Source organism: Paraburkholderia steynii, from assembly GCF_900100565.1.
Classification (GTDB): domain Bacteria; phylum Pseudomonadota; class Gammaproteobacteria; order Burkholderiales; family Burkholderiaceae; genus Paraburkholderia; species Paraburkholderia terrae.
Genome location: NZ_FNDI01000033.1, coordinates 80,480 through 101,693, shown reverse-complemented (window position 1 = coordinate 101,693; position 21,214 = coordinate 80,480). Strand labels below are relative to the sequence as shown.

Genomic DNA, 21,214 nt, shown 5'->3' with positions numbered 1-21,214 from the left:
ACGAACTTACGGTCCGGCTGGTCGCCGGGCTCGACGCGTGTCCATGCTGCCGAAGTCTGGGAAGACGCCTTTATTTTATGACACAGTAAGACTAAGGTCGGAACGACACCGGACGGAACGCCTCGCTACACTTGGTTCCCAAATAGCAACACGCGTATTCGCTATGAAAGCCATCCAGAGGGATTATGTCCATGCGCGGCAGGCTTTAATCCTCGTCATCATGGAGAGCATTATCATGTTGAAACAAAACCAGATAATGTGAGCTGGGGCCAAGCGGCGCGGCGCGGCCTTGTAACTAAATCAAAACCGGATGGCTACACGCCAGGAAGCGGTACTGGCTTCACTCCGGGAGAAAACTTTCCGGGAAGTTAAAAAATGAAAAGCAGTGAGGTACTTGTTGCCGATGGTCAGATTGAGACGTTCTCTTACAGAGGAAATTGTCTAACTGTCCTTATACGGACTGATGGAGGAGCATTCGAAGTTATCTTCCATACGGTTCTTGGCATGAAAGCGACTTCTCCTGAAGGACAGGATTTATCGCATTTGGCCGAGAGCGCTGAGAGCCCGTATCTCGTTGAGACATGTAGAGCAGCAGAGGAACCGGCGGATGGGTTCAAGGAGTTTAGTTTTATTTCCGCATGGAACGACGAGCCATTATTAACCGTTGTTGCTATTGATGTTCAGGTTTCCAAAACGTTGCGTTAGCGGTAATGTTCAGGCGACCGTGTTCAACGTTGATCCTGACGCGCTGCCCCGCTGCAAATCCGGCGGTCTCGATCCACCGTCCGGAGAGCTTCATCCACGGATAAAGCGGCGGGTCGGTTCGCAGATGCAACGGTCGGTTCCAGTTGCGCCGGAGGTGTCTCGGCTGCTAGCTATGACGCGGCGGGGCAACTGGCGCGCCTCGACGACAGTACGCGCGGCGCGTCTGAATACGGCTATGACCCGGTGGGCCGGTCGCTGAAGGCGGTGACTTCCGACCTGACGGAGATCTCTGCGTTCGATCCTGCCGGCAACCCGGTCGACGCGGCGAAGATCCCGCTGTATCCGGACGGGCTGGAAACGGAGCACGAGCGCACGGCACGGTACGCGCGTGAAGCGGCCGAGGATGCGGAGTGGATGCGTGCGCATCCCGGGCAGAAGCCGTTCCGCCTCAAAGGCGCCCGGAGAGTTTGGGGGAGCACAGGAAAGGATTGCGCAAGTATGGTTGAACACAGCGAATCTTCCGAAGACCCTCAAGTATGTACAAGATAGTGCGAAGCACGGGACGATCCAACCAAGCGCAAGTATGTCTTTGGCTGATTGCCAAGCGGCACTTGCTTCGACTCGTGGAAAATGGGTTAAACAATGAAGGTCGAGTTAGACATCGTGCTGGATAGCGAACTGCGTAGCGCATTGGAGGGAGACTGCGACTTCAATTTTTTGCGAGCTATTCTGATGAAGTACCGGGAGAAAGGTTTTAGCTCTGAATCCGTGTATGAGTTTCTCGGTGCAATGAGATTTGGCGTAGCCGAAAACACTGAGCACAGAGTTCTAGAACTGATGGATATTGTGTCTGGTTTTTGCTCTCCAGGTATGCGAGTGTGGTAATAGAGAAGGGCCGCATACGCGGCCCTTGTTGCGTTTTAACCGCGATCGGCCGAGATGGTGAGGTTGCCGGAGCGATAGTCCGCGATGATGTGCATGCGCTTGCCGGGCACAAAGCCCAACTGTTCAAGATGCAGATTGACGAGACGCATCCACGGCACGAGCAGCGCGTGTCGGTGCGTATCGCACTGAACCGCGCTCCGAATCGGCGATCCGGCACAAACAACGGTGCTTGAACAGCCAGCCCCTATTTCCCCCTCAACCTCAACGGAAAAATAACCATCGCCGCCAGCAACCCCAGCACCCCACCAATCAACGTCTCCCACGCCCGCGCCGTGAGAAATGGAATTGAGTGAATGCCGTTCACCGCGAGCGTGACGATCAGCGTAAACGCAAACGCGCCGCACGCGATGTCGTATCGCTCGGGCAGCGCCATCGAATAAACGATCATCGCCAGTGCTGCAGCGAGCCAGATCAGCAGCGGCGCATGCTCCGCGATCGGCAAACAGATGAGTCCGAGCGGCACGCCGACGAGCGTGCCGATGATCCGCCGCCGCACGCGCTGCACGGTGCCCGTCGCGGACCCCGCGACCACGTACGTGCAGGCCGTGATCGCCCACACCGATTCCGCGAGGTTCAGCCAGGCGTTCAACGCGACTATCACGAGCGCGCCGCTAGCGGCCTGCAGTCCCATCACGAACTCGGGTGAAGGCCGTCCGGCCACGGGCTCGGGCCCGGGCGACAGCGCGGCGACGACGGCTGGCCGTTCGGCGGGCCCGCTCAGCTGCCGGGGCACGATCGACGCCAGCATCGCGATCAACCCGGCAATCGCAATGCCGGGCAGATCGGCGGGAACGAGGTTCGCGCCGTAGGCCAGCAGTTGCCCGATGTAGATCTGCGAGCCGAGTCCGCCGCCCGTCACGCCGAATCGCTTCAGGTAGCCGACGAGGAACGCACCCGTGACCAGTACGAGCTCGGGACCCGCATGCCCGAAGAAGAGCAATGGCTGTGCAACACATACGTACATGGCCGCGCCGAGCGCGGCCGCCGCGCATAGCAGCGCGAGATCGCGGCTCGATTCGGGCCGTGTCGTGCGCGCCTCCGACACGCTTGCCCACAGCGCGAAGTTGGCCGCGAGCAGGCCGACCGATGCATCGCGTGGCAATCCATGCGTGACGTCCTGCAATGTGCCGAGCGCCGAGGCGAGGCCGTAGGCCGTCACGAGGCGCAGCCCTTTGATGCGTCGATGCGTGCCGGGATCGACGCGCGCGAGCCAGCCGCCGAGCGCGGCAAATGGATGCCTCGCGGGTATCTCGCGGCGCGCCGCGTCGGGAGACGGCTCGCGATCGGCGGGATCAGTGGACGGTTCCATGGTGCGACTCGTCACAATTGGGCAAAGGTTCGCATGAGGGAAAAGCGGCGTCTCGTCGGGTGCGCGCACGGCGAGAAGCAATCAACGGATCGCGGCCCGGCGCGGCAATCGCGCAACGCCCGTTTCACTGGCTTGCCGCCGAGGCCGGGTTCGCGCTGCTGGCAGGCGAACCGCCCACATCGGCGGCCGCACCTGCAGCAGACGCGGCTTCGGACGACGCCACCGCCTCCGACGCTGCCGCCGTTCCCGACCCACCCGAATCGGCTGCCGCCTGTGCCGCAGGCAACACGGATGCGCCGGACACTGGCGCCGGCGTGGACAACGTACCCGATGCCGTGCTGCTGGTGACCTGCGGATTCCCTTCGTCCGTACCCGTCCGTTGCTGGTAGCCGTACATGATGATGCCGATCAGCAGCACGATGACGACGAGTATGCCCCAAGCCCAGACGGGAACGCGGCGCGGGCGGGGCGCGGCGCGTTCGACTGTCGTAAGCAACTGCGTGGGCACACCAGGTGCCGCACGCGCAGCAGCAGAAGCAGACGCAGAAGCAGAAGCAGACGCGCCCGCAGCGCCACCCGCCAGTCCGTAGGGATCGCCGCCAGAGTACGCACCGGACCGCGCGGCATCCGCGGATGGCGGCGCTCCGTTCGTCGCCCAACCAGGTGGCCCGTTCCCAGCGACGGCGCTCGCGCGCGGCATGACCGCCGCGAGTTCGACGAGCCGTTGCGGGACGCGATCCGCGAACGCAGCGGAACTCTCGAATCCGAGCGCCTTCGCATACCCTTCGGCGAGCCACGGCGCAGCGAGCGGCCATTGATAGGCGAGCAAGCCCGGCAGGTCAGCGACGCTGCCCTGTTCGAGCAGCATATGGTGCTTGGCGGTGCCGAACACCACGGCCGACGCGACATCCGTCAGCGCATGCGCGGCTTGCGGCGGCACGCCCGTCAGGGCGGCAATGTGGTCGCTGATCAACGCGATCTCGCGGCTCTCGGCGATCCGTATCGCCAGTTCATGGCCCGAACGCTCGACGGCCTTCAGCCCGTGCGAACTCGCTGTCAGTCCGGCGAGCTGCGCCGCGATGCGCGCATTGGATTCGGTGGACATGATCACGAGGAAGAGGCGTTGCGCGCTTTCGGCGCTGCTTGCACTCGCCATCATCGTCAGCACGATGCCGGGCGCCGCGCGTTCCACGACCAGCCTGATTGCGTCGGGCGGCAAACCAATGCGGCTGCTCAACTGCTCGAGAACGTAGGGATTGAAGGCGGCGTGGGCCGCGGCAACCAGATCGGCGTCGTTCACCAGAGGTTTCCTTCGTTCGTGTTAGTAAACGGATGAGAGAGTCACCTGTTGCGCGGCGGCTGGCCGCTTACCTTTGTCCGAAACGGCCAGGTAAGTATAGGCAGGAATTCGCGCCCGGGCTGCAGCGGATGCCGGCGCGAAGGCGGGCAGCAAAGCCGGGCAGCAAAGCCGGCAGCAATGACGGGCGCCCGTCAGGGAAATGCCCTTGCTATTTTTAAACGCGCGTATCACTCTCGATAGAGCCGCATGCCCGGGCAAAGGCCCGGCAGCCTGTCCGCTGCGCACGCGGACGTCTTTACGGTGGAGCACGCCATGAGGTCCGCCAGTGCCGTTCACGATCCCAGCCGTCAACTGCTGCCGTTTCGCGAGTCGCTGCTCGCGATGCTCGGCATCGCCTTCGTCACGATGCTTGTCGCGCTCGACCAGACTATCGTCGGCACCGCGTTGCCGCGCATCGTCGCCGACCTGAAGGGCTTCGACTTCTACGCGTGGGTCGCGACCTCGTACATGCTCGCGTCCGTCATCACCATTCCGATCTTCGGGCGGCTTGGCGATCTATACGGCCGCAAGCCGTTCCTGATCGCGGCGATCCTGCTGTTCACGCTGGCGTCGGTGCTGTGCGGGCTCGCCAGCAGCATGCTGTTCCTGGTCGCCGCGCGCGGCCTGCAGGGCATCGGCGGCGGCATTCTGATCGGCACCGTGTTCGCCACCGTCGCCGATCTGTTCCCCGATCCCAAACTCAGGTTGCGCTGGCTCGTGTTCGTCACGTCGTCGTTCGGTATCGCGAACATCGTCGGGCCGACGCTCGGCGGTATGCTCACGCAGATGCAGGGCTGGCGGCTGGTGTTCTTCGTCAACGTGCCCATCGGCATCGTGTCGCTGATCTTTGTTCAGATGTTTGTGCCGAAGTTGCGACACCTGAAGACGAGCGGGCCGATCCAGCTCGACTGGCTCGGTGCGTTCGTCGTCGCCGTGACGTTCGGCGCGCTGCAACTGCTGATCGAACTGCTGCCGCGCGAGGGCATCAGCGGCACGACGGCGCTGCTGTTCGCGATCACGACCGTGTGCGGCCTGACGCTGTACTTCTGGGAAAAGCGCATGGGCTATCCCGTCGTGCCCGTCGACGTGTTGCTCGACCGCAAGCTCGCGCCGCTCTTCGCGATGTCGGTGCTCGGCGGCTTTGCGCTGTTCTCGATGGTGTTCTACGTGCCGCTGCTGTTCCAGGGCGGCTACGCGATGTCGCCGCACGATTCCGGCATGCTGATCACGCCGCTGCTGCTCGGTACGACCGTCGGCAGCGTGCTGAACAATCGCATCGTCACGCGCATCCGGCGCGCGAACGGGCTGATGTATGCCGGCTTCGCGTTCTTCGTGATCGGCTGCGTTGCGCTCGTCTCGTTCAAGGGCCACGAGCCGCATATCGTGTGGATGGCGTGCATGGGCGTGAGCGGACTGGGGCTTGGCCTCGTCGCGACCAACCTGACGATCTGCTCGCAGCAGATCGTCGCACGCGATCACCTCGGCGCGGTGACGGCGCTGATGCAATCGCTGCGGATTTTTGGCGGCATGCTCGGCACCGCGATCACGGGTGCGCTGCTCGGCCATATGTACACGCAGGGTGTGACCCGCTCGCTCGATTCGTATCAGGCGACGCAATGGCTCAAGTCGTTCGCGAGTCCCGATCTGCTGGTTGACCGCAACGAGCAGTCCGCGCTGATCGAGCATCTGGTGGCGGCGGGGCATTCCAGCGATCCGATGATGCACATGGCGCGCGAAGCGCTCATTGCGTCGATTCACATCGGCTTGTCGGTCGCCGCGCTCGCCGCGTTGATCGGGCTTTGCCTCGCGTGGTTCGTGCCCGCCGTGCAGGTGACCTATGCCGAAACGGAAGTGCGCGGCGCTTGAGGAACATGACGGGCGTGCGCGCTCTCTGGCTCGGCAGGGCGCCGCGTTTGCTATCATGGCTGTATAAATATACAGCCTTCCGTGTCCGATAGCCGTGCCGACCGACGCTCCCGATCCGTTCTATTACCTGTCGAATTTCGAGCGCGCGCTCGCGTGGATTGCGAGCCGTTACGACGATCTGCTCGACGACAGCGAGCGCGCCTTTCTGGACGCATTCCTGCGCGACGACGCGCGCCTGCCGAAAGCATCGCGCGCGCTGCTCGTGCGCATGCTGATGCGCAAAGGCACGCTGTTTCGCACGGGGCGGCTCGCGTATGCGGAAATTGGTTGTCCCGTGCAGGCGGCCGCGCCGCTCGCCGCGCTCGGCTGGGTCGATGCGGACGCGGGCGTGTCGCTTGACGAACTGTTTGCGTGCGCGACGCGCCCCGAACTTCAGCGCATGTTCGCCGCGTCGCCCGCGCTCAAGGTCCTGCGCAAGGCCGAATGGCTCGAAGCGCTGCGCGTCGCGGACCCTGCGCACGCGTTGCCACGGCGTTATCGCGAGTGGGATGCAGCCGCTGACGAAGCCGCGCTGCGCGTGCTCGTCGCGCCGCTATGCGAGCGTTTCCGGTTGATGTTCTTCGGCAATCTGCATCAGGACTGGTCCGAGTTCGTGCTCGCCGATCTCGGCGTGTATCAGTACGAGCGCGTCGCGTTCGCGCCGTCGTCGCGGGCGTTCCAGCAGCGGGGCGACGTCGACTGTTATCTGGCGCTGCAAGCGTGCCGCGAAGCGCTGGAACTCACGGACGACGCAGCGTTCGACCCGCTGCTCGAAGCCGTCGATGCAATCGATACACAGCACAACCCCTGGCTCGCATTGCGCCGCGCGAAGCTGCTGTATGCGATCGGCTATCAGGCCGAACGCCGGCGCGACTGGGATGCTGCCTTGCGCATCTACGAGCGCTGCGCCTGGCCGGGCGCGCGGCACAGGCGCATGCGCGTGCTGGAGCGCGACGGCCGCGATGAAGCGGCGCTCGCGCTGGCGCTGCAGGCGGCTGCCGTTCCCGAGAGCGAAGAGGAGCAGCAGCGCGTCGCGCGCATGCTGCCGCGCCTGCATCGGCGGCTCGGCGTCCCTGCGCAGAAACCCGCTGGCGTGCGCGCGGCGCAGCGCGGCATGCTCGAATTGCCGCGTCCATCGGAGCCCGTCGCCGTCGAATACGCCGTGCGCGATCATCTGTCGACGGAACAAGCGCCTGTGTATTACGTCGAGAACGCGCTGATCAATTCGCTGTTCGGGCTGCTGTGCTGGAAGCCCGTTTTCGAGGCCGTGCCGGGCGCGTTCTTTCACCCGTTCCAGCGCGGTCCCGCTGATCTGCACGCGCCCGACTTCCGCGCGCGCCGTAGCGCGCAGTTCGACGCCTGCTTCGCGCAACTCGAAAGCGGCGCGTATCGCGAGACGATCCTGCGTCACTTCGAAACCAAAGCCGGGTTGCAATCGCCGTTCGTGTTCTGGGGCATGCTCACGCCCGAGCTGCTGACGCTCGCGCTCGATTGCCTGCCCGCCGTGCATCTGAAGCTGTGGTTCGAGCGACTGCTTCTGGATATCCGCGCGAACCGTTCGGGCCTGCCCGACCTGATCCGCTTCTGGCCTCGCGAGCGGCGCTATGAACTGATCGAAGTGAAAGGGCCGGGCGATCGTCTGCAGGACAACCAGATCCGCTGGCTCGCGTACTGCGTGCAGCACGACATGCCCGTGCGCGTGCTCGACATCCGCTGGACCGAAAGCGCCGCCGACGCGCTCGCCGGTGCAACGGACGCGGAGGCGGCATGAACTACATCGTCGCCGTGCGCACGCTCTGCGACTTCACCGCGCGGCGCGGCGATCTCGATCTGCGCTTCACGCCCGCGCCATCGGCGCTCGAAGGCATCGCCGGACATCAGGCCGTGACGGCGCGCCGCGCGTCCGGCTATGAAGCGGAAATCACGCTGACGGGTACGCATGGCGGTCTCACCGTGCGTGGCCGCGCCGATGGCTACGATCCCGCGCTGAATCGTCTGGAAGAGATCAAGACGCATCGCGGCGATCTCGAACGGATGCCCGCGAACCATCGCACGTTGCATTGGGCGCAGGCGCTGGTGTATGGGCACCTGCTGTGCGAGGCACGCGCGCTCGAAGAACTGACGGTCGCGCTCGTGTACTTCGATATCGCCGACCAGAAGGAAACCGTGCTCACGGAACAGCACACGGCTGCGTCGCTGCGCGCGTTCTTCGAGGATCAGTGCGAGCGTTTCATCGCGTGGGCCGCGCGCGAAGAAGCGCATCGCGATGCGCGCAACGCCGCATTGAACGCGCTGCGTTTTCCGTATGGAGAGTTTCGCAGCGGACAGCGCGAGCTTTCCGTGGCCGTGTTTCGCGCGGCGCGCGACGGGCGCTGTCTGATGGCACAGGCGCCGACGGGCATCGGCAAGACGCTCGGCACGATCTTTCCACTGCTGAAAGCGTGCGGCGCGGATCATCTCGACCGCGTGTTTTTCCTCACGGCAAAAACGCCGGGCCGCGCGCTCGCGCTCGAAGCCGTCGAATCCCTGCATCGTGGCGAAGCCGCGCTGCCTTTGCGCACGCTAGAACTCGTCGCGCGCGACAAGGCCTGCGAGCATCCCGACAAATCGTGCGACGGCGAATCCTGTCCGCTCGCGCGCGGCTTCTACGACCGGCTGCCCGCCGCGCGCGACACGGCGTTGCAGGCGCGCACGCTCGATCGCGCAGCCGTGCGCGAAGCGGCGCTCGCGCATGGCATCTGTCCGTACTTTCTCGCGCAGGAAATGGCGCGCTGGTGCGACGTGGTGATTGGCGACTACAACTACTACTTCGACAGCAGCGCGATGCTGTATGCGCTCACGCAACTGAACGGCTGGCGCGTCGCCGTGCTCGCCGACGAAGCGCACAATCTGCCCGACCGTGCGCGCCGCATGTACAGCGCGACGCTCGATCAACACGCGTTTCGCGGCGCGCGCCATGCCGCGCCTGTAGCGCTGAAAAAGCCGTTCGACCGCCTGAATCGCGAATGGAATGCGTTGAACCGCGAGCGCAATGCAGCGTACGAAGTACTGCCCGACGTGCCGCCAAAACTGCAATCGGCGCTGCAAAACCTGATCGCATCGATTGGCGACCAGCTTGCGGAAACCCCGCAATCCGTCGATGAAAACACGCTGCGTTTCTATTTCGACGCGCTGCATTTCATGTCGCTCGTCGAACAGTTCGGCGATCATTCGATCGTCGACGTGACGCTCGATGCGCATCGCGGCCAGGCCCACGCGAAGTCCTCCACGGAGATTTGCGTGCGCAACGTGATTCCCGCGCCGTTCCTCAAGCCACGCTACGCCGCCGCGCGCGCAACGATCGTGTTTTCCGGCACGCTCAGCCCGCAGCATTTCTATCGCGACATGCTCGGTCTGCCCGACGACACCGGTTGGCTCGACGTCGAAGGGCCGTTCCGGGCCGAGCAACTGGATGTGCATGTCGCGCATCATGTGTCGACGCGCTGGCGCGACCGCGAGCGCTCGCTCGAACCGATCGTCGATCTGATCGCGCAGCAGTACGCCGCGCGTCCAGGCAACTATCTGGGCTTTCTGAGCAGCTTCGATTACTTGCAGCGCGTCGCGGGATCGATGCGTGAACGGCATCCGCAGGTGCCCATCTGGACGCAGGAGCCGCGCATGGACGAGACCGCGCGCGACGCGTTCCTCGCGCGCTTCACGACGAGCGGCGCGGGCGTCGGTTTCGCGGTGCTGGGCGGCGCGTTTTCGGAGGGGATCGATCTGGTCGGCGAGCGGCTCATCGGCGCGTTCATCGCGACGCTCGGCTTGCCGCAGATGAACGACGTCAACGAACAGATGCGCCGCACCTTCGATGCGCAGTTCGGCAACGGCTACGACTATGCGTATCTGTATCCGGGCATGCAGAAGGTCGTGCAGGCGGCGGGGCGCGTGATTCGCACCGAACAGGATGCGGGCGTCGTGCATCTGATCGACGACCGGTATCGGCACGCGGATGTGAAGCGGTTGTTGCCGCGCTGGTGGAAGATCGAGACATAGCAACAAGAAGCAACAAGAACCGGAGACAACCCGTGCGCGCAGACGAATACCGCTTCACGACGATCTGGCGCGTCGACGCGCCGCTACCGGCCGTATGGGATGCCATCCACGATCCGGCGCGCTGGCCGCAATGGTGGACCTGCGTCGAGCGCGTGATCGAAGTGGAGCCGGGTGCGAGCGACGGCGTCGGCGCATTGCATCGCTACACGTGGAAAGGGCGGTTGCCGTATCGCGTCGCGTTCGACATGCGGGTGACCCGCGTCGAACCGCTTGCCGTGCTCGAAGGCGAGGCGTGTGGCGACGTCGAAGGAACGGGGCGCTGGCACTTCTCGACGCACGGCGAAGCGACGGTGGTGCGCTACGAATGGCGCGTACGCACGCAGCGCGGCTGGATGAATCTGCTTGCGCCGCTCGCGCGTCCGTTCTTCAAATGGAATCACGATTACGTGATGCAGCGGGGCGGCGAAGCGCTCGCCGATCTGCTCGACGCGCGGCTGCTTGGCGTCGAGCATTCGTCGTGAGAGCGGCAGCCGGGTTGTTGAAGCTCAGTGCCGCGCCACCTTCGATGACGGCTTTTGCGCCTGTTGCGGTCCGTCCGGCACATTCGACGGACGCGGCGGGCCTTCGAGTTCGTCGTCGGCGGAAGCTGGGCCGCCTTGCGCGGGATTAGCCGCGACCAGCATGCTGCGTTGCGGATTGGCGATCTCGATACCGTTCGCGCGGAACGTGTCGAAGATGCGCCGGTTGAATTCGCGCTGCACCGGCCAGCGTGCCGAGTCGCGGCATTGAATCTGGCCGGCGAGCGTGACGGCCGCGCCATCGACGGTATCGACGCCCCAGAAACTGAAGTCCGACAGGATGCCGTCCTTGAACTGCTCGTCTTCGCGCAGCGCGGCGCCGATTTCCTTGAGCGTCGCGATCGCGAGATCGACGTCCTGGCCGTACGCGATGCTGACCCGAACGGCCGCGTTGCCGAGTCCGCGATTCGTGTTGTTCACCGTCGACACCGAACTGAACGGCACCGTGTACAGCGAGCCGTCGCCGCCGCGCAGGCGCACGGTGCGGATCGACAGATATTCGACCGTGCCGGACACGCCTGCGAGCGTCACCCAGTCGCCGACCTGCATCGCGTTTTCCATCAGCAGGAAAATCCCCGTGATGAAATCCTGCACGAGCTTTTGCGAGCCGAAGCCGAGCGCGACGCCGAAGATGCTCGCGCTCGCGAGCAGCGGCGCCGTGTTCACGCCAAGCTCGCTCAGGCATGTCATCACGACGACCAGCGCGATCACGACGAACAGCGCCGAGCGCAGCATCGGCACCAGCGTGCGCAGCCGCGCGGCGCGCATCAGGTCGCCGCTTTTGGTCCACTGCGCGAGGCGCTTTTCGACGGAGACATTCGCGATCTCCCACACCACCAGCGCAATCACGGCGGCCACGCAGATCGTGACGATGGCCGACGTCAACCGGTGGCCGATCGCGCCGGGCCGGAAGAACTGCCACACGTCGAGGCCCCACAGCTGCAGCAGCACGAGCGCGGTGACGACGATCACGAGCGCCGAAATGACGCGCCGGATCAACGGGTAGTAGCGGTACGCGTGCTGATGAACCAGCGAACGCTGTTCGCCCTCTTCGACATGAAAGAGCCGCCCGAGCGCGCCGAACAGCACGATCGCCACCACGCGCGCGGCCACCAGCACGGCGAGCGACACGCCGCCCAGATGCAGCAGCGTGCGATAGCCGTTGTGAACGTCGAGCGCCCACACGAACCACAGCGCCATCACGATGAACACGGCAACCCACGCCCACATGTCGATCAGGCCGTGCGCCAGCATCGTCACGGTGCGCTGGCTGTCGGCATCGGTCTCGCCGGTGCGCTCGCGCAGCAGCGCGGAAATCGGCGCGCGGCATTGCAGGATCATGATCGACACCATCACGTGCCCGACCAGCGCCAGCAGCTTGACGAGGGGCAAATGCGCCGCGTCGCTCAGGCCGAGCGCGGTGGCGATCTGGATCAGCGCGCCACCCGCGCCGATCACGCCGACCACGCGAATCACCCAGCGCTGCATGAACAGCGCCCAGCTATCGGGTACGCGCAACAGACGCAGCCCGGGCGCATCGGGTTGCAGGAAAAAGCCCGCTGCGATCACGATCGCGCGGCAGATCACGTACAGGTCGATCAGTCCGTTGAGCGCAGCGTCCTGAACCGTGCCGTCGTCGGTGAAGATCGACATCAGCGCGCTCGCGGCCGCGACGAACACGACGAGCGGCAGCATCCGCAACAACAGTTGCAGCGCCGCGCTCGGCAGACGCTGCAGCGTGGTCCAGTGATGTTCCGCCTGGCGCTTGCTGCGCGCTTCCTTCTGCCGGTTGTCGGGTTTGTCGGGCTTTGGCTGCGACGATGCAGCCAGTGACCTGGGCGGCGTCGACATCGACATGGACGGCGAGGCTGGGCTCGCCGCGACGCCGGCTGCGGCCTGTGCTTCTGCGGCTTCGGCTGATTCAGCGGTATCGGCGGCCTCGGCGCTCGCAACGGCATCCGAGGCCGCGGCTTCGCGTGCATGCTCGCGCGCTTCGCGGGCCTCACGTGCCTCGCGCCGCAAGATGATCGCGGCGCGCGCCCGGCGCAGCAGCCTGCGCGCGAGCCATTCGAGCCCGATCGCGGGCAGCAGCGTGCCGATCAGCGCGAGCAGCACGCCGAACACGCGGGCGCGCTCGTGCGGATCGGAAAGCTGCACGTTCCACCAGTAGCGGGCCGACGACGTGTCGAGCAGCACCGTGGCCGAGCGCTTGAGCGTCATGCCGCCTTGCGTGATCCAGTGCGCACCCTGGCGCACCAGTTGCGACGCGAGGCCGTTCGACTTGAACGCGGCGGGCACGCTCGCGCCCGACGCGGCGTCCGTCGCCGCCGCCGATGCGCCCGAGGCCGGCGCGGCGGGCGTCGCGAGTACGCCCGCCGCGGCGATCGCCGTCAGCGTGTCCTCGATCTGCGCGCGCTTCTTGGGGTCGTTCAGCACCTGCAGCGCCTGGCGCGCCTGGTCGGGCGTCAGCGTGACAGTGGTGGCGGACGCACCGGACGCGCTCGTCGTAGCCGTCACGGCGGAGAAGGCGGGCGCGCAGAACAGCGCGAGGAGGCAGAGCAGGAGAAATTTGCGCATGTAGGGCCGGTGGTCGGCGGCGATGCGCGTACGGCTGGACGCGATGCGGAGCCGGGAGCCACCACGATTCGACTGGAAAATAAAGCGACCCCCGCGGCGCACGATAAGTTCCGCAAAGCAGCGAATCCCGTGACCCAACGGGCATGAATGCGTGCGATGCGCGCGTTTTCGTGCTTTTTTGTTAATGGGCGGCGCGATGACGCCGCTCGCGCGTTATGCGCGTTTACGCGTGAACGGGGTGGGCGGGCTTGCCGAGCGTCCCGTCGACGACTTCCGTGAATGTCCGTTCTTCGCGCAGGATGAAGCGCTTGGCCTGCGCCATGCCAAAGTTCTCGAGCGCTGCGGGATCGGTGCGCAGCCGCGCGCGATACGCTTCGTAAGCGGCGAGGCTGTCGAACGCAATCAGACCCCACGCGATGTCGTTGGTCCCTTCGTGCGGCAGAAAATAGCCGAGCAGATGGCCGCCGCAGCGCGGGATGATTTCTCCCCAGTTCTCGGCGTACTGTCTGAACGCGTCGCGCTGGAACGGATCGATCTGATAGCGGATGAAGCAGGTGATCGTCATGGAGACTCCCTTCGTCGTCGTGGTCGGGTGGATGACGGTCAGTATCCGTGACGCGTCGCGCACGATGTTTCAGGCTGGATGGAAGTGTCGATGTGCGTTGCGCTATTGTTCGCCACGCGGCTTCTGCTGTCCGCGAATCGTAGCCGCCGCGCACGCCGCGCCTAGCAGCGCGCACAGCGCAGACACGAGCGCGACAGCGCGCAGTCCCGCGTCGATGGCATCGGACTGCGCGGCGACGATTTCAGCCGGCACGGCATGCGCGCCCGCCATCATGTCCGGCGCAAGCTGGCCCTCCCGCTGGAGGTCGGCGGGAATATTCAACTGTTCGAACCGCTTCGACAGCGCCGCGTCGTGCGACCAGACGAACACGATGCCGAGCACCGCGATCGCCAGCAGGCTCGCGATCCGCGCGACGGCATTGTTGATGCCGGACGCGACACCCGTGCGCGCGGCGGCAACGGACGTCATCACGACCGTCGTGAGCGGCGCGACCGTGATCGTCATGCCGAGGCCGAGCACGGCGAGGGCGGGGAAAAAGCTTGTCCAGTAACTCGCTCGGTCGATGTCGAGCCAGCCGGGCAGCGCGAGCAGCGCAAAGCCGGCTGCCGCGATCACGGGGCCCACTGTCAGCAGCGGGCGCGCTCCGTAACGCGCCGCCAGCCCACCCGTGAAGCGCGACAGCACGCCGATCACGACGGGCACGGGCAGCAGCGCCGCGCCCGCTTGCGTCGCCGTATAGCCGTGCGCACGAATCAGCGTGAACGGCAGAAAGAACAGCGCGCCGCCCAGACCGAAATACAGCAGCAGCGTGACGAGGTTCGCGCCGCTGAAATCTCGCGAATGAAACACATCGAGCGGCATCATCGGGTCCTGGCTGCGCGCCTCGATGGCGACGAACGCGGCGCACAGAGCCAGTCCGCCGGCGATCATGCCGATCACGATTGCATCGCTAAAACCGTGCGACGAAGCGAGCGTGAGGCCGTACGTCAACAGGCCGAGCCCCAGCGCCGCCACCAGCGCGCCCAGCCAGTCGAGGCGCTGCGCAGCGCTTTCGTCACGGCTCGCCGGTATCGACGACAGCGCGAGCGCAACCGTAATGACCGCGATCGGCACGTTCAGATAGAAGATGGCGCGCCACGAGAACGCGTCGACGAGCCAGCCGCCCGCGACGGGCCCGAGCGCCGACGTGATCGCGCCGAAGCCGGCCCATGTGCCGATCGCGCGGCCGCGCTCGCGTTCGTCGAACACCGCGCCGATGATCGCGAGACTGCTCGGCACCAGCAGCGCCGCACCCGCGCCTTGCACGGCGCGCGCCGCGATCAGCGCGGCGGGTTCGGGCGCGAGGCCGCACGCCGCCGACGCCGCCGTGAACAGCACGATGCCCGCGACGAATACGGTGCGCCGCCCGAGCTTGTCGCCGAGCGCGCCGCCGACCAGCACGAGCGACCCGAGCAGCAGCAGATACGCATTGACGACCCATTGCATCGCCGCGACGCTCGCGCCGAGTTCGGTCTGAATGGCGGGCAGCGCGACGTTGACGACGGAGCCGTCGATGAACGCCATGCTGGAGCCGAGTATCGTCGCGCCGAGCGCGAGGCGCTTGCGGCGGCAGGGCATCCCGGCGGCGGGTTGCGCGCGGATCGCGAGATCGTCGCAGGGGCTGGCCTGGGCGGGGAAGGCGTGCGGCTGGTCGCGCGCGTGGTTCAGGGAAGCGCGGTCGGACATGACGGGTGTCCACTCCATTGCAGTGCGATCGACAATGCAATGGACACATAAAGCGCCACGCCGTTCAGCATCAACTGAACGGCGTGAGGGCCGCCGCGTGATTCAAGCGAAGTCAGTCAAAGGAAGAGCAGCGGACTCAGCCTAACGACACCGCTGCGACAGCGCGCGGCCTGTGCGAGCCCGCATCGCTGTCGTCGGCGTCGTCCGCGCCGCCCGGATCGGATGAGCCGTCCGTGCCACCATCGGTGCGGCCTTCGCCGCCGGCACGGCGCATCGAGCGCGTCGCGTTTGCGTCCGGGTTCATCCGGTTCGCGTTCATCAGCCGGTAGAGCGTCGCGCGCGACACGCCGAGGTCGGCCGCCGCGCCCGACAGGTTGTGGCCGTGCCGCTTCAACGCTTCTTCAATGGCCTCGATTTCCGCTTGCGTGCGGATTTCGGCCAGCGTCTTCGCGCGCGCGCCCGATATTTCCGGCAAGCCGAGATCGGTTTCCGTGATGAAGCGTCCTTCCGTCATCACGACGGCGCGCCGCACGCAGTTGATCAGCTCGCGCACGTTGCCGGGCCAGTCGTAGTTCGACATGGAGACGACCGCGCCGCTGGAAAAACCGCGAATCTTATGCGTGCCGTCCTGCCGATACATGCTGAGCGCATAGTCGGCGAGCAGGCGGATGTCGCTGCCGCGTTCGCGCAGCGGCGGTTCATCCAGTCGCAGCACGCACAGCCGGTGATACAGGTCGGCGCGGAAGCGTCCGTCCTTCACGGCGGCTTCAAGATTCACGTGCGTCGCCGAGATCACGCGCACGTCGACCTTGACGGAGGCGTTGCCGCCCAGGCGCTCGATCGTGCCTTCCTGCAGGAAGCGCAGCAGCACGGCCTGGCATTCGTGCGGCATGTCGCCGATTTCGTCGAGGAACAGCGTGCCGCCGTGCGCATGCTCGATCCGGCCGATCTTGCGTTGCAGCGCGCCCGTGAACGCGCCGCGCTCATGGCCGAACAGCTCGGCCTGCAACAGGGTAGGCGGAATCGCCGCGCAATTGATCGCGACGAAGGCCTGCTGCGCGCGCGCCGAGCCGTCGTGGACCGCGCGCGCGGTCAGTTCCTTGCCCGTGCCCGATTCGCCCGCGATGAACACGGGCGCGTCCGTCTGCGCGCACTTGTCGATCCGGCGGTACAGCTTTTGCATCGGCTCGCAATGGCCGACCATGCCGTGCGCACCGAGCGACGGCTGCGGCCGGAAGCTCGCGCGGCGCAGATTCGACAGGCCGTGCGCGTGACCGAGCGCGAAGATCAGCCGGTCGTTCATGCACGGCGCGGTGACGAAGTCGAAGCAGTAGTCGAGGATGAAGCGGCTGGTGAGGTCGTCGGTGGCGTGGCCGGGCGCGATCTGCGCGATCCAGTTTGCCTCGCCGTGACGCATGCAGGCCTCGAGCGCCGAGAGCTGCTGCTGCGTGACATCGTCGGGCAGCGTGACGAGGCCGACCTTGATGTCGCCCCGATCGAGCAGTTTCTCCGCAGCGGCCGTGGTTCTGGCGTGTACGACCTGCCATCCGGCCGCGCCTAGAAAGGCTGCGAGCGCTTCGTCGGGCGTCGAGGCCACGCAAAGCACGGTGCGGTCGGAAGCGCCCGTTGTGGAAGTGGAATTCATGTTACCCCCGGTAGTGGACGTCGCCCTTGCGCGTCGTGCAGCAAGGTCAGTAATCCTTGTACTACGGCAAAACAGTGTGGTCTTTTGAGGGTCCGCATGCGCGAACCCGGCATTTTCATCTTCTTCTATATGCGGGTCATGAATGCCGCAATGTCGCCATGCCTTTGCGCTGCGTACATGCTTCGCAACGCGAAGTTATCGTCGCATGAAATGCACGGTGAAAACAAAGATAAATGAAAGGGTAGGGGCTTTATATAAGCGTAAATCTGGATGCAGATACATCCTTCTGCAATTTCTACCGGCGCTTAAATCGTTTGCGGCTCGCGGCGCCTGACAGGCGCATGCATGTGGGCCTCGCACGCGGCGCCTTGCTGCGCAAGGCCGAGCCACTTTTGCCGCCGCGCTTTTCCCGCCGTCTCAACTCTGCGACACATTTGACAATCGGTTCTTCAGACCGAATGACACCGGCCGGCGACCGGTAGTTCTGACCGGAAGCCTTTGGCGCCGGGCTTCGCGGCCCGATTCGTCGCATCTTTGAGCGCGCGGCGCCGGCTATGTGGCCTGGCGAACGCGCGCGCCGCACTTCGAAATCACGTTACGGGTTCGCAACATCGCGAGCCGCGAGCCCCTGAAAAACCACGTGGCGCGCAAGCCCGATCACGGCGCGACAAGGGTTTGCGGGTACATGGCACACCCGTTGCAATATGACCGTCACGACGAAAACGTTGCTGCCGGAAAGCAGGGCCAAAGGAAGTCTCCGACAGCAGCACAGAACTTCGCAGTCGCGGCCGGGGTTTGCCACATGCGACTGTGGGGGCGGCGGAGCCAATGGGGGGCGGACGTCGGCAGAAAGTGGCGCGAATGGTTCGTACGACGTACGGCCATTCGCGACCATGACGACACCTTCGGCGGCACTTGCCGGTTGTATCCGTCCGAAAGGGCGGTTTTTCTGGTCAATGCGCATGGGGCGCGGCGGCCATGTGACATCTTATTTCCTACGGGGGACATATGAAGAACGCAATCAATCAATTTCTGCGCGAAGAAGACGGCGTGTCGGCAATCGAATACGGCTTGCTGGCCGGGCTGATCGCGGTGGCGATCATCGGGACAGTCGGCTTGATCGGCGGAAAGCTGAACGATGTCTTCTTGATCATCAAGGCCAAGCTCGACACGGCAGCTCCCTGATAAGGCAGTCGTCTGATCGCCATCCCGCACGAATGTGGCGCGGCGGCCATGTGACATCTCACTCTCTACGGGGTACATCATGAAGAACGCAATCCAACAGTTTCTGCGCGAAGAAGACGGCGTATCGGCAATCGAGTATGGCTTGCTGGCCGGCCTGATCGCGGTGGCGATCATCGGGACGGTCGGCTTGATCGGCGGAAAGCTGAACGATGTCTTTCTGATCATCAAGGCCAAGCTCGACGTGGTAGCTCCCTGATAGGGCAGTCGTCCAATCTCCATCCCGCAAGCCTGAGCGCTGCCCTTGTTGCGATTGCTGCTGTTCGCAGCAGGGCAGCGGAATTCAGGAAGTCCATTCAACCAGCGGAGCTTTCGATGAACGGTGTGCCTTTTCCAGTGGGTCCCTGCGTGTTGGCGCTGGTCGTGATTGCAGCGATCTACGACATCCACGCACGGCGCATTCCGAACTGGCTGGTCGTCATCGGTCTGGGCGCGGGGCTCGTCGTTCAGTGCGCGCTGCATGGCGCGATCGACGGGATGCAGTTGTGGGGGGGCGGCCTGCTCGTCGGCGGCGCGGTGCTTTTGCCCGGTTATCTGTTGCGGATGATGGGCGCGGGCGACGTGAAGCTGATGGCGGCTGTCGGTTGTTTCTGCGGTGCGAGCGGCGCATTCGAAGCCGCGTTGACGGTGTGCATGGTCGGTGGCGTCTGGGCGCTGGTGGAGATGCTGCGCCATCGGCAGATGCGCGCCGGACTGCACAACATGGCTGCTGTGCTGATCGACGTGTCGATGCCTTCGGGCGGCGCGCCGGGCGACACCGAGCAGGGTACGGGCAACACGAGAACGAGACGGCCGACAACGGGCACGCTGCCATACGGCGTGGCCATCGCGATCGGCACGATGCTGTCGCTGTTCGTACACGTGTGACGAAGCGGCAAGCAAAAAGAACAACGAATAACGCAGCACGGGGCAAGAAGCGAACAAACGGATTTCTACGGGGAAGCAGCAGCGGGGCAGCAGGTGAATCAGGGCAGGACAGCAGTTCATAACGACAAACAGCGTTAGCGACCGACAACAAGAGGCGAACGGCGGACAACAGCCGAAGCCCACCAGAACGCAGAAAAAAACGCAGCGGCAGTGACAAGAGAAACAGCAGCACAGAGCCTTCGCAGAAAGGCTTGAAGCAGATCCAGAAACGGGGTGTGGACGCGGGGTCGTCCACCTGGAAAGAGCCTTCGCAGGAAGGCCGGCCAGATACGGGGGAAGTGATGAAGACGAACGATTCAGGCCGCAAGACGGCCAATGCCAAACCATCGGCAACACGGGGGAGCCGTTCCGCATCGGCGGACAACGGCAGCGGCATCGAGGCCGGCACCATGAACCGGCCACACCGCACGGAGGCCGCGTCCACGGGGTACGCAATGTACTACGTGGACGCGGCGCCGGAACTGCTCTACACGACCGATCCCGCCATCTATCTGCGCCAGCGCGCGCTGCTCACGCCGGTGGGCCGGCTGGAACGCGAATACGCGCTGCAAGCGCTGCTCGAGGAACTCGTCGTCGCGCGGTGGGTGGCAAAGCGCGAAGCGGAACGCCGCGCGCAGCAAGCCGCGCCGTTGCGCGCCGCTTTGCAGCTGCCGGCGCATCAGCCAGTCGCAAGCGCAGAGGATGACGACGCGTACAGCCCGCCGGAGCGCGACCGCGATCTGATGGACTGACGGACAGACTCACTGCCCACTCCCTGCAACACGATCCCTAGAGCGCCGTCGCCGACGGCGAGAGTCAGGAGAACGACATGAAGAACGCTCGCGCGTTGGTGATGTTGGTCGTCGCGACGGCGGCCGGTCTTGCGGCCGTAGTGTTCGCGTCGCGCTGGATGATCCAGCAGTCGTCGACGACGACGACCAAGGTGGTGATCGCATCGGCCGACATGAGTCTCGGCCAGCGCGTTTCGCCCGAGATGCTGAAGGTATCCGACTGGCCCGCCGGCAGCGTGCCGACGGGCACCTTCAACGACGTGAAAAAGCTCGAAGGCCGCGTGCTAAAGACGAGTCTCGCGCGCGGCGAGCCCGTGCTCGAGGCGAAGCTCTCGCCCGTCGGCACGGTCGGCGGGCTGTCGGCCGTCATCAACGAAGGCAAGCGCGCGATCACGGTGCGGGTGAACGACGTGATCGGTGTCGCGGGCTTCGCGCTGCCGGGCAATTACGTCGACATCCTCGTCAACACCGAGAAGGACAACAAGGACGGCGGCGTGACGGGACGCGACCAGAACATCTCGAAGATCGTGCTCGAAAAGATCCTCGTGCTCGCCGTCGCGCAGGAAGTGGGCCGCGACGAAACCAAACCGAAGGTCGTCGATGCCGTGACGCTCGAAGTCACGCCCGAGCAGGCCGAGAAGATCGACCTTGCGCGCAGCATCGGTTCGCTGTCGCTCGTGCTGCGCAACCAGATCGATCCGCAGGACACGACGACGGCGGGCGCGACCAAAGCCTCGCTGCTGAAGATTCCCGTCGCCGTGCCGCCCGCGCCGGCCGCACCCGCGCCGAAGCCCGTGGTGCGCAAGATCGTCGCGCGGGCGCCGTCGAACTGCGTGAGCGTGATCGACGGATCGCAGGCCAGACAGGAATGCTTTTGAGCGGCACGTAATGCTTGAGAACAACGAGTGAGAACTGCGCGCAAGACCAGCGCGTAAGACCAGCGTGAA

18 protein-coding genes are annotated in these 21,214 nt (G+C 65.0%); 11 read left to right on the top strand and 7 right to left on the bottom strand.

All coding sequences use genetic code 11. From position 1 onward, the window contains the following. The first annotated feature begins 375 nt into the window (after positions 1-375). Entirely contained in the window at positions 376-705 is a 330-nt protein-coding gene (locus BLT65_RS46795) for a hypothetical protein (protein WP_143036638.1), read from the top strand. Here the strand turns inward: BLT65_RS46795 and BLT65_RS38755 are convergent. Further along, positions 671-799 (bottom strand): SymE family type I addiction module toxin, encoded by a 129-nt coding sequence (locus BLT65_RS38755; RefSeq protein ID WP_425273200.1) that lies wholly within the window; start codon positions 797-799, stop codon positions 671-673. The genes BLT65_RS46795 and BLT65_RS38755 overlap by 35 nt on opposite strands. A gap of 309 nt (positions 800-1,108) precedes the next feature. On the opposite strand from BLT65_RS38755, the gene BLT65_RS48890 reads away from it, so the two are divergent. After that, on the top strand, positions 1,109-1,351 hold the full coding sequence (locus BLT65_RS48890; RefSeq protein ID WP_482811881.1) for a Tse2 family ADP-ribosyltransferase toxin: 243 nt from the start codon (positions 1,109-1,111) through the stop codon (positions 1,349-1,351). Between the two features lie 483 nt (positions 1,352-1,834). Here BLT65_RS48890 and BLT65_RS38740 read toward each other — a convergent pair whose 3' ends face one another. Together BLT65_RS38740 and BLT65_RS38735 are read right to left on the bottom strand one after the other, a co-directional pair. After that, positions 1,835-2,959, bottom strand: a complete 1,125-nt coding sequence (locus BLT65_RS38740; RefSeq protein ID WP_091788474.1) for an FUSC family protein — start codon at positions 2,957-2,959, stop codon at positions 1,835-1,837. A gap of 124 nt (positions 2,960-3,083) precedes the next feature. After that, entirely contained in the window at positions 3,084-4,259 is a 1,176-nt protein-coding gene (locus BLT65_RS38735) for a hypothetical protein (protein ID WP_091788471.1), read from the bottom strand. A gap of 312 nt (positions 4,260-4,571) precedes the next feature. Between BLT65_RS38735 and BLT65_RS38730 the strand changes: the two genes are divergently transcribed. The 4 genes from BLT65_RS38730 to BLT65_RS38715 all read left to right on the top strand — a co-directional run bounded on the left by BLT65_RS38730 (position 4,572) and on the right by BLT65_RS38715 (position 10,759). Continuing rightward, positions 4,572-6,164, top strand: coding sequence for an MFS transporter (locus tag BLT65_RS38730; protein ID WP_042308300.1), 1,593 nt, complete (start codon positions 4,572-4,574; stop codon positions 6,162-6,164). A 94-nt stretch (positions 6,165-6,258) separates the two neighbouring features. After that, positions 6,259-7,974, top strand: a complete 1,716-nt coding sequence (locus BLT65_RS38725) for a VRR-NUC domain-containing protein (protein ID WP_091788467.1) — start codon at positions 6,259-6,261, stop codon at positions 7,972-7,974. Next, the gene (locus BLT65_RS38720) at positions 7,971-10,238 is read left to right on the top strand and encodes an ATP-dependent DNA helicase (protein WP_091788464.1); all 2,268 of its coding nucleotides are present in this window, start codon (positions 7,971-7,973) and stop codon (positions 10,236-10,238) included. The genes BLT65_RS38725 and BLT65_RS38720 overlap by 4 nt, the downstream gene beginning before the upstream one ends. 32 nt (positions 10,239-10,270) lie before the next feature. Further along, on the top strand, positions 10,271-10,759 hold the full coding sequence (locus BLT65_RS38715; protein ID WP_091788462.1) for an SRPBCC family protein: 489 nt from the start codon (positions 10,271-10,273) through the stop codon (positions 10,757-10,759). A gap of 24 nt (positions 10,760-10,783) precedes the next feature. On the opposite strand, the gene BLT65_RS38710 is transcribed toward BLT65_RS38715, so the two are convergent. The 4 genes from BLT65_RS38710 to BLT65_RS38695 all read right to left on the bottom strand — a co-directional run bounded on the left by BLT65_RS38710 (position 10,784) and on the right by BLT65_RS38695 (position 17,328). Further along, positions 10,784-13,393, bottom strand: a complete 2,610-nt coding sequence (locus tag BLT65_RS38710; RefSeq protein WP_091788496.1) for a mechanosensitive ion channel domain-containing protein — start codon at positions 13,391-13,393, stop codon at positions 10,784-10,786. 223 nt (positions 13,394-13,616) lie between these two features. Then, positions 13,617-13,958 (bottom strand): NIPSNAP family protein, encoded by a 342-nt coding sequence (locus BLT65_RS38705; RefSeq protein ID WP_042308231.1) that lies wholly within the window; start codon positions 13,956-13,958, stop codon positions 13,617-13,619. Between the two features lie 102 nt (positions 13,959-14,060). Then, positions 14,061-15,683, bottom strand: a complete 1,623-nt coding sequence (locus BLT65_RS38700) for an MFS transporter (RefSeq protein WP_091788459.1) — start codon at positions 15,681-15,683, stop codon at positions 14,061-14,063. Positions 15,684-15,819: 136 nt separating this feature from the next. Then, positions 15,820-17,328, bottom strand: coding sequence for a sigma-54 dependent transcriptional regulator (locus BLT65_RS38695; RefSeq protein WP_042308227.1), 1,509 nt, complete (start codon positions 17,326-17,328; stop codon positions 15,820-15,822). 1,008 nt (positions 17,329-18,336) lie between these two features. Here BLT65_RS38695 and BLT65_RS38690 point away from each other — a divergent pair. The 5 genes from BLT65_RS38690 (at position 18,337) to cpaB (ending at position 21,145) form a co-directional block, all read left to right on the top strand. After that, positions 18,337-18,513, top strand: coding sequence for a Flp family type IVb pilin (locus BLT65_RS38690; RefSeq protein WP_091788456.1), 177 nt, complete (start codon positions 18,337-18,339; stop codon positions 18,511-18,513). Positions 18,514-18,592: 79 nt separating this feature from the next. After that, the gene (locus BLT65_RS38685; protein WP_091788453.1) at positions 18,593-18,769 is read left to right on the top strand and encodes a Flp family type IVb pilin; all 177 of its coding nucleotides are present in this window, start codon (positions 18,593-18,595) and stop codon (positions 18,767-18,769) included. A 116-nt stretch (positions 18,770-18,885) separates the two neighbouring features. Next, complete coding sequence (locus BLT65_RS38680) at positions 18,886-19,437, top strand: A24 family peptidase (RefSeq protein ID WP_091788450.1); 552 nt, start codon at positions 18,886-18,888, stop codon at positions 19,435-19,437. Between the two features lie 341 nt (positions 19,438-19,778). Beyond that, on the top strand, positions 19,779-20,228 hold the full coding sequence (locus BLT65_RS38675) for a hypothetical protein (RefSeq protein WP_244186938.1): 450 nt from the start codon (positions 19,779-19,781) through the stop codon (positions 20,226-20,228). 77 nt (positions 20,229-20,305) lie between these two features. After that, on the top strand, positions 20,306-21,145 hold the full coding sequence (cpaB, locus tag BLT65_RS38670) for a Flp pilus assembly protein CpaB (RefSeq protein ID WP_091788445.1): 840 nt from the start codon (positions 20,306-20,308) through the stop codon (positions 21,143-21,145). Positions 21,146-21,214 lie beyond the last annotated feature (69 nt).